General features: G+C 44.2%; 1 protein-coding gene. It reads right to left on the reverse strand.

The window, feature by feature from the left end:
- Nucleotides 1-10 precede the first annotated feature (10 nt).
- Nucleotides 11-586 (reverse strand): formylglycine-generating enzyme family protein (locus CWM58_RS27925; protein WP_165785866.1); only part of this gene is annotated, 576 nt, incomplete at its 5' end.

Here is a 586-nt window from a genome sequence, read left to right on the forward strand (position 1 = left end):
GCATCACACATTATTTATTAACGACACAACGAAATACATACTGCGGACCAACACCATATTTTTCATAGTCACCATCAACTTCTTCTGGGAGTGGTGAAGCAGATTGTCTAAACATAGTCAATGCGTACTGTCTGTCGCCGCCAACATTCCCACGCAACACTTTCTCGGTCCCTTGCTCTGGTCCCTGAGGATTCTTTACCGGAGAGTTGGAGTAATAATCTGCTGCATACCAGTCATTGGTCCATTCTGAACCACTCAGTCCCATATCATACAGGCCTAAGGGATTTGATGGGTATTTACCTACTGGATAAATGGGAAGCCCCATCCCATCAGTGTATTTATTCAGTTCATCCTGGCTGGGGACATTTTTTCCTGGTGAAATCTCACCATTGTTAGTAGCAAACGGAAGATACTGACCTCTGGATCTTGCTGCAAACTCCCATTGTGCCTCTGTCGGCAAATCAATTTTTTTACCGGATTTTTTACCTAACCACTGACAATAATCTTTTGCCTGTTGCCAGATAACACCTGCAGGATAATCCCCCTTTAGCAGAGAAGGATGACGTTTTGCCAGTATATCCACAGG

Source organism: Klebsiella sp. H-Nf2 (assembly GCF_002806645.1).
Taxonomy (GTDB): Bacteria; Pseudomonadota; Gammaproteobacteria; order Enterobacterales; family Enterobacteriaceae; genus Klebsiella; species Klebsiella variicola.